The following is an 8,057-nucleotide window of genomic DNA, read 5'->3' on the forward strand; positions in this document are numbered from 1 at the left end:
CCCGCAAGCCGCGTCCCCCACCCAACGAGGCGATACAGCTGGGCCCGGTCGCGCTTCACGGTCGTTGCCAGGGCTTTCGCGGTGGGCCGGGTTCTAGGATCCGCGCATGATCGCCGAACTGCAGTGCCTCGTCATCGACTGCCCGGCCCCCGCCGAACTCGCCGAGTTCTACCGCTCGGTGCTCGGCGGCGAGGTCGACCGCCCGGACCGCCGCTGGTCCCTGGGTGAGGCCTGGTCCACCCTGCACACCCCCGGCGGCCTCGTCCTCTGCTTCCAGGGTGTCCCCGACCACCGCCCGCCGACGTGGCCGGACCCCGAGCGCCCCCAGCAGTTCCACCTCGACTTCGGTGTCGCGGACTTGGACGCGGCGCACGACCAGGTCGTGGCACTCGGCGCCCGGCTCCTCGACGGCGGCGACGGCACGAGGAGCTGGCGGGTGTACGCCGACCTCGCCGGGCACCCGTTCTGCCTGGTCAGGCACTGACCTCTGACCCGATTCCGTTGATCTTTGGCTTTCCCGCTGTTTCCGGGGTGCCGGGGCTCCTCGGACGATGGGGCTGTCGTCCGACCTACGAGGAGGGGAGCCGATCATGGCTCTGGAGATGCGAGACCGGTGCGAGCGGTGCGGGGCCGCGGCGTTGGCGCCGGACGGGCCCGCGCGGATCTGTTCGTACGAGTGCAGTTTCTGCGTGCCGTGCGCCGATGCGATGAGCGACGTCTGCCCCAACTGCGGGGGTGAGCTGGTGGCGCGTCCCCGTCGGGTGGCCGGGTAGCGGCGCGTACCCCTCCGGGGCCCGACCTGTCGGCGGCGGAGGTGCGGGGTCGGTGTCGCGCCAATGAAAGCAAGCATGCTTGATTGTTTTCGGGTTCGCTGTCATGCTCCGGGGCACGCCGCCGTGTCCCGAGGGGAGCGCACCGTGTCCGACCCCGCCGTCGTCCTCGATGATCTGCGCGAGGAGAGCGAAGCACTCGACGTCCTTGTCGGCGAGTTGAGCGAGGAGCAGTGGGCCGCCCCCACTCCCGCCCCCGGCTGGACCGTCGCCCATCAGATCGCCCACCTCGCCTGGACCGACCGCGCCGCGCTCCTCGCCGCCACCGACCCCGACGGCTTCGCCGCCGTGACCGCCAAGGCCGTCGCCGCCCCCGAGCGTTTCGTCGACGAGGGTGCCGAGGAGGGGGCGAAGCTGCCGCCCGGCGAGTTGCTCGCCCACTGGCGTGACGGGCGCGAGCTGCTCCAGGAGGCTCTTCGGGCGGTTCCCGCCGGTGCGCGGTTTCCCTGGTACGGGCCGCCCATGAGCGCCCCCGCCATGGCCACCGCCCGGCTCATGGAGACCTGGGCGCACGGGCAGGACGTCGCCGACGCCCTCGGGGTCCTCCGCACGCCGACCGACCGCATCCGGCACGTCGCCTGGATCGGCCACCGGGCCAGGGACTACGCCTATCTGGTGCGGGGACTGCCCGTTCCCGCCGAGCCCGTCCGGGTGGAACTCGTATCGCCGAGCGGGGAGGTGTGGGTCTACGGGCCCGAGGGCGCCGCCCAGACCGTGACCGGTTCGGCGCTCGAATTCTGTCTGCTCGTCACCCAGCGCGTCCACCGTGACGACACCTCCCTCGTCGCCGTCGGCCCGGACGCCGCGCACTGGCTCACCATCGCCCAGGCCTTCGCCGGACCGGCGGGTCCGGGCCGGCCCGCCGGAGGGGCCCGGTGATGGTGCTCCGTATCGGCAACGCCTCCGGTTTCTACGGCGACCGGTTCGACGCCGTCCGCGAGATGCTCACCGGCGGCGGGCCCGAGGGCCGGATCGACGTCCTCACCGGTGACTACCTCGCCGAGCTCACCATGCTCATCCTCGGCCGCGACCAGCTCAAGGACCCGGCGTCCGGGTACGCCAGGACCTTCCTGCGCCAGATGGAGGAGGGCCTCGGCCTCGCCCACGACCGCGGGATCCGGATCGTCACCAACGCCGGTGGCCTCAACCCCGCCGGTCTCGCCGACGCCCTGCGCGTGCTCGCCGCCAAGCTCGGTCTGCCCACGCGTGTCGCGCACGTGGAGGGTGACCGCCTCCCGGCCGTCGGTGGCGCGCTGGCCGCCAACGCCTACCTCGGCGGCGCCGGGATCGCCGCCTGCCTCGCCGCCGGTGCCGACGTCGTCGTCACCGGCCGGGTCACCGACGCGGCCCTCGTCACCGGGCCCGCGCAGTGGCACTTCGGCTGGGAGGCCGAGGAGTACGACAAGCTCGCGGGCGCGGTCGTCGCCGGGCACGTCCTCGAATGCGGTACCCAGGCCACCGGCGGCAACTACGCCTTCTTCCGCGAGCACGACCCGGCGCTCTTCCGCCGCCCCGGCTTCCCGCTCGCCGAACTCCACGAGGACGGCAGCGCCGTCATCACCAAGCACCCCGGCACCGGCGGCCTCGTCGACGTCGGTACGGTCACGGCCCAGCTCCTGTACGAGACGTCCGGCGCCCGCTATGCCGGGCCCGACGTCACCGCCCGCCTCGACAGCGTCCGGCTCACCCAGGACGGCCCCGACCGGGTCCGGATCGACGGTGTACGGGGCGAGGCGCCACCCCCGACGCTCAAGGTCGGGCTCAGCCGGCTCGGCGGCTTCCGCAACGAGGTCGTCTTCGTCCTGACCGGCCTCGACATCGAGGAGAAGGCCGCGCTGGTGCGGGGGCAGGTCGAGGACGCCCTCACCGACGGCCGCCCCCGCGAGGTCCGTTGGGAGCTCGTCCGCACCGACCGGCCCGACGCCGACACCGAGGAGACCGCCAGCGCCCTGCTGCGGCTCGTCGTCCGCGATCCGGCCCCCGAGACCGTGGGCCGCGCCCTCACCGGCGCCGCCATCGAGCTCGCCCTCGCCAGCTATCCCGGCTTCCATGTCACCGCGCCGCCCGGGAAGGGCGCCCCCTACGGGGTCTTCGAGAGCGCGTACGTACCGGCCGCCGACGTTCCCCACACGGCCGTGCTCCCGGACGGGAGCCGCGTCCCCGTCCCCGTACCGCGACGGACACGGGAGCTGGAGCCCGTTCCCGCGCCGGACCTTCCCGAGCCGCTGCCGCCGGGGCCCACCCGGCGCGTGCCCCTCGGCCGGATCGCCGGCGCCCGCAGCGGCGACAAGGGCGGCGACGCCAACGTCGGCGTCTGGGTGCGTACGGAGGAGGAGTGGCGGTGGCTCGCCCACGCCCTCACGGTCGAGCGGGTCCGTGAACTCCTGCCCGAGACGGCTGATTTGGAGATCACCCGGCACGTTCTGCCGCGGCTCCGCGCGCTCAACTTCACCTTCACCGGGATCCTCGGCGAGGGCGTCGCCTCCCAGGCCCGTTTCGACCCCCAGGCCAAGGCCCTCGGCGAGTGGCTCCGCTCCCGCGCAACAGACATCCCGGAGGGACTCCTGTGACCGTCCTCGCCTCCGCCCTCGACACCGGCGGATCCGACTACCGGGCCCACCGCGCCGCCATGCTCGACAAGCTCACCGCCCTGGAGGCCGAGCACGCCAAGGCCCTCGCGGGCGGCGGCGAGAAGTACATCGCGCGGCACCGCGAGCGCGGCAAGATGCTCGCCCGCGAGCGCATCGAGCTGCTCGTCGACCCGGACACCCCCTTCCTCGAGCTGTCGCCGCTCGCGGCCTGGGGCAGCGACTACGCGGTCGGCGCCTCCCTGATCACCGGCATCGGGGTCGTCGAGGGCGTCGAGTGCCTGATCACCGCCAACGACCCGACGGTACGCGGCGGCGCCTCCAACCCGTGGACGCTGAAGAAGGCACTCCGGGCCAACGAGATCGCGTTCGCCAACCGCCTGCCCGTGATCTCGCTCGTCGAGTCCGGCGGCGCCGATCTCCCCTCCCAGAAGGAGATCTTCATCCCCGGCGGCGCGCTCTTCCGCGACCTCACCCGCCTCTCCGCCGCCGGCATCCCCACGATCGCGGTCGTCTTCGGCAACTCGACGGCCGGTGGCGCGTACGTCCCCGGCATGTCCGACCACGCCGTGATGATCAGGGAGCGGTCGAAGGTGTTCCTCGGCGGTCCGCCGCTGGTGAAGATGGCGACGGGGGAGGAGAGCGACGACGAGTCGCTCGGCGGCGCCGAGATGCACGCGCGGACGTCCGGGCTCGCCGACCACTACGCCGTCGACGAGGCCGACGCGCTCCGCCAGGCCCGCCGCATCGTGGCCCGTCTGAACCACCGCAAGGCGCACCCCGATCCCGTGACGCCGGCCGAGCCTCCCCGGTACGACGAGGACGAGCTGCTGGGGATCGTGCCCGGGGACCTCAAGACCCCCTTCGACCCGCGCGAGGTGATCGCCCGGATCGTCGACGGCTCCGGTTTCGACGAGTTCAAGCCGCTGTACGGGCCGAGCCTGGTCACGGGCTGGGCGAGCCTGCACGGCTACCCGGTCGGCATCCTGGCCAACGCGCAGGGCGTCCTGTTCGGCCCGGAGTCGCAGAAGGCCGCGCAGTTCATCCAGCTCGCCAACCAGCGCGACATCCCGCTCGTCTTCCTCCACAACACCACCGGCTACATGGTCGGCAAGGAGTACGAGCAGGGCGGCATCATCAAGCACGGCGCGATGATGATCAACGCCGTGTCGAACTCCCGCGTCCCCCACCTGTCCGTCCTCATGGGGGCCAGCTACGGCGCCGGGCACTACGGCATGTGCGGCCGGGCGTACGACCCGCGCTTCCTCTTCGCCTGGCCCAGCGCCAAGTCCGCCGTCATGGGACCCCAGCAGCTCGCCGGTGTCCTCTCCATCGTGGCGCGGGCGAGCGCCGCCGCGAAGGGGCAGCCGTACGACGAGGAGGCCGACGCCGGTCTCCGGGCGCTCGTCGAGGCGCAGATCGAGTCCGAGTCCCTGCCGATGTTCCTCTCCGGCCGGCTCTACGACGACGGGGTCATCGACCCCCGCGACACCCGCACGGTCCTCGGGCTGTGCCTCTCCGCGATCCACACGGCACCGGTCGAGGGCGCGCGCGGCGGCTTCGGCGTCTTCCGAATGTGAGGCCCCTGCACATGACCGAGCCCTCGATGATCACCTCCGTCCTCGTCGCGAACCGGGGCGAGATCGCCTGCCGTGTCTTCCGCACCTGCCGTGAGCTGGGCATCTCGACCGTCGCCGTGTACTCCGACGCGGACGCCGACGCCTTGCACGTCCGGGAGGCGGACACGGCGGTACGGCTGCCGGGGGCGGCGCCCTCGGAGACGTATCTGCGCGGTGACCTGGTGGTGGAGGCGGCGCTGGCCGCGGGCGCGGACGCCGTCCACCCCGGCTACGGCTTCCTCTCCGAGAACGCCGACTTCGCCCGGCGGGTCATCGGCGCGGGCCTGGTGTGGATCGGTCCGCCGCCGGAGGCGATCGAGGCGATGGCGTCCAAGACCCGCGCCAAGGAGCTCCTCGGCATCGCGCCCCTGGCGGCGGACGACGTGACCGAGGCCGACCTGCCCGTCCTGGTGAAGGCGGCGGCGGGCGGCGGCGGTCGCGGGATGCGGATCGTACGGGAACTCGCCCAGCTCGAAGGGGAGCTGGCCGCCGCCTCGGCCGAGGCGCTCAGCGCCTTCGGGGACGGCGAGGTGTTCGTCGAGCCCTACATTGAGAACGGGCGGCACGTCGAGGTCCAGCTCCTCTGCGACACCCACGGCACCGCCTGGGCGCTCGGCACCCGCGACTGCTCCCTCCAGCGGCGCCACCAGAAGGTCGTCGAGGAGGCACCGGCTCCCGGTCTGCCCGCCGCGCTCGAAGCGTCCCTCCTGGACACGGCCGTCCGGGCGGCGAAGGCCGTCGGCTACGTCGGCGCGGGCACGGTCGAGTTCCTGGTGGCGGACGTCCCCCAAGCTCTCGGCTTCGCTCGAACAGGGGGAACCCCCAGGGCGCACTTCCTGGAGATGAACACCCGCCTCCAGGTCGAACACCCGGTGACGGAGGAGGCGTTCGGGGTCGATCTCGTCGCCCTCCAGCTGGCCGTCGCCGAGGGCCGCGCCCTGCCGCCGGAGCCCCCGGCCCCGCGCGGCCACGCGATCGAGGCGCGCCTGTACGCGGAGGACCCGGCGCGCGAGTGGGCCCCGCAGACGGGGGTCCTGCACCTCTTCGAGCTGCCCGGGGAGGGGCGGACCCGGCTCGACACCGGGTACGTCTCCGGGGACACGATCGGAGTCCACTACGACCCGATGCTCGCCAAGGTGATCGTCCACGCCCCCACGCGCGAGGAGGCGATCCGCAAGCTGGCCCACGTCCTGGACCGGGCCAGGATCCACGGCCCGGTCACCAACCGGGACCTCCTGGTCGCCTCGCTGCGGCACCCCGGGTTCGGGGATCCCGGACTCCTTGACACCGGGTTCTACGACCGGAACCTCGACGCGCTGACGGAGCCCCGGACCGGTGAGGCGTACGCGGCCGTGGCCGCCGCCCTCGCCGAGGCCGCCGCCAACAGGGGCCGGTTCGGCGGCGGCTGGCGCAACCTCCGTTCCCAGGACGAGACGCGGACCTACGGTGATCACGAGGTCCGCTACCGGCCGACACGGGACGGCGGGTTCGAGGTCACGGCTCCCGAGGGCGTACGGGTGGTCTCGGCGCACCCCGACCGCGTGCGGCTCGAAGTAGCGGGAGTCGTACGGGACTTCGGGGTCGCGGCGTACGGGGACGGGATCGTGCACGCCGGACCGCATCGGCTCGCCGTCCGCCCCCGCTTCACCGACCCGCGTGAGCAGACGGCCCCCGGCTCGCTGCTCGCGCCCATGCCCGGCACCGTCGTCCGTGTCGCGGACGGCCTCGCCGTCGGCGACCGCGTCACCGCCGGGCAGCCGCTCCTCTGGCTGGAGGCGATGAAGATGGAGCACCGCGTCATCTCCCCCGCCTCCGGCATGCTCACCGCGCTCCACGCCGCCCCCGGCCGCCAGGTCGAGGTGGGTGCCCTGCTCGCCGTCGTCTCGGACGACGCCACGACCGAAGCAGCACAGGAGGACCAGACCGTATGAGCACCATGATCGAAAGCGAAGAGCTCACCGCGCTCCGCGCCGCCGTCTCCGCGCTCGGCCACCGGCACGGCCCCGGCTTCGACCGGGCCGCCCTGTGGGCGGAGGCCGGCAAGCTCGGCTATCTGGGGGTCAACCTGCCCGAGGAGTACGGCGGCGGGGGCGGAGGCATGGCGGAGCTGTCCATCGTCCTGGAGGAGGCCGGCGCGGCGGGCGCGCCGCTGCTGATGATGGTGGTCTCGCCCGCGATCTGCGGCACGGTCATCGCCCGTTTCGGCACGGAGGAGCAGAAGCGGGCCTGGCTGCCGGGCCTGGCGGACGGCTCGCGGACGATGGCGTTCGGCATCACGGAGCCCGACGCGGGGTCGAACTCGCACCGGATCACGACGACCGCGACCCGTACGGAGGAGGGCTGGGTCCTCGACGGGCGGAAGGTGTTCGTGTCGGGTGTCGACATCGCCGACGCGACCCTGATCGTGGGCCGTACGTCGGACGCCCGCACGGGCAGTCTCAAGCCCTGTCTCTTCATCGTCCCGCGTGATGCCCCCGGCTTCCAGCGGCGGCACATCGAGATGGAACTCGACGCGAACGAGAAGCAGTTCGAGCTGACGCTCGACGAGGTGCACCTGCCGGCCGACGCGCTCGTCGGCGACGAGGACGCGGGCCTGCTCCAGCTCTTCGCGGGGCTCAACCCGGAGCGGATCATGACGGCCGCGTTCGCGATCGGCATGGGCCGGTACGCGCTCGCGCAGGCCGTGAGGTACGCGAAGGAGCGCCAGGTCTGGAAGGCCCCGATCGGCGCCCACCAGGCCATCGCGCACCCGCTGGCCCAGGCCCACATCGAGCTGGAACTGGCCCGCCTGATGATGGCGAAGGCCGCGCACCTCTACGACGCGGGTGACGACATGGGCGCGGGCGAGGCCGCCAACATGGCGAAGTACGCGGCGGCGGAGGCCTGTGTGAGGGCGGTCGACCAGGCGGTCCACACCCTTGGCGGCAATGGCCTGACCAAGGAGTTCGGCCTGGCCCGGCTGGTCACGGCGGCGCGGGTGGCCCGGATCGCCCCGGTCAGCCGGGAGATGATCCTCAACT

General features: G+C 73.1%; 7 protein-coding genes. All 7 read left to right on the forward strand.

All coding sequences use genetic code 11. The features are described 5' to 3' along the window. Positions 1-106 precede the first annotated feature (106 nt). Positions 107-484, forward strand: a complete 378-nt coding sequence (locus tag AOK00_RS20745; protein ID WP_055601793.1) for a VOC family protein — start codon at positions 107-109, stop codon at positions 482-484. 106 nt (positions 485-590) lie between these two features. Next, the gene (locus AOK00_RS20750; protein ID WP_107097438.1) at positions 591-773 is read left to right on the forward strand and encodes a DUF1272 domain-containing protein; all 183 of its coding nucleotides are present in this window, start codon (positions 591-593) and stop codon (positions 771-773) included. Between the two features lie 144 nt (positions 774-917). Continuing rightward, positions 918-1,709 (forward strand): TIGR03084 family metal-binding protein, encoded by a 792-nt coding sequence (locus AOK00_RS20755; RefSeq protein WP_055601795.1) that lies wholly within the window; start codon positions 918-920, stop codon positions 1,707-1,709. Then, positions 1,709-3,400 (forward strand): acyclic terpene utilization AtuA family protein, encoded by a 1,692-nt coding sequence (locus AOK00_RS20760; RefSeq protein ID WP_055601796.1) that lies wholly within the window; start codon positions 1,709-1,711, stop codon positions 3,398-3,400. The genes AOK00_RS20755 and AOK00_RS20760 overlap by 1 nt, the downstream gene beginning before the upstream one ends. After that, on the forward strand, positions 3,397-4,998 hold the full coding sequence (locus tag AOK00_RS20765; protein ID WP_055601797.1) for an acyl-CoA carboxylase subunit beta: 1,602 nt from the start codon (positions 3,397-3,399) through the stop codon (positions 4,996-4,998). The genes AOK00_RS20760 and AOK00_RS20765 overlap by 4 nt, the downstream gene beginning before the upstream one ends. A gap of 26 nt (positions 4,999-5,024) precedes the next feature. Continuing rightward, positions 5,025-6,968 carry an acetyl/propionyl/methylcrotonyl-CoA carboxylase subunit alpha gene (locus AOK00_RS20770; protein WP_055601799.1) on the forward strand — a complete coding sequence of 648 codons (1,944 nt, stop codon included), beginning with the start codon at positions 5,025-5,027 and terminating at the stop codon, positions 6,966-6,968. Continuing rightward, the coding region (locus AOK00_RS20775; protein WP_055601800.1) for an acyl-CoA dehydrogenase family protein at positions 6,965-8,057 on the forward strand (1,093 nt) is incomplete at its 3' end. The genes AOK00_RS20770 and AOK00_RS20775, both read left to right, overlap by 4 nt.

This window comes from Streptomyces aureus (genome assembly GCF_001418135.1).
GTDB lineage: Bacteria > Actinomycetota > Actinomycetes > Streptomycetales > Streptomycetaceae > Streptomyces > Streptomyces aureus_A.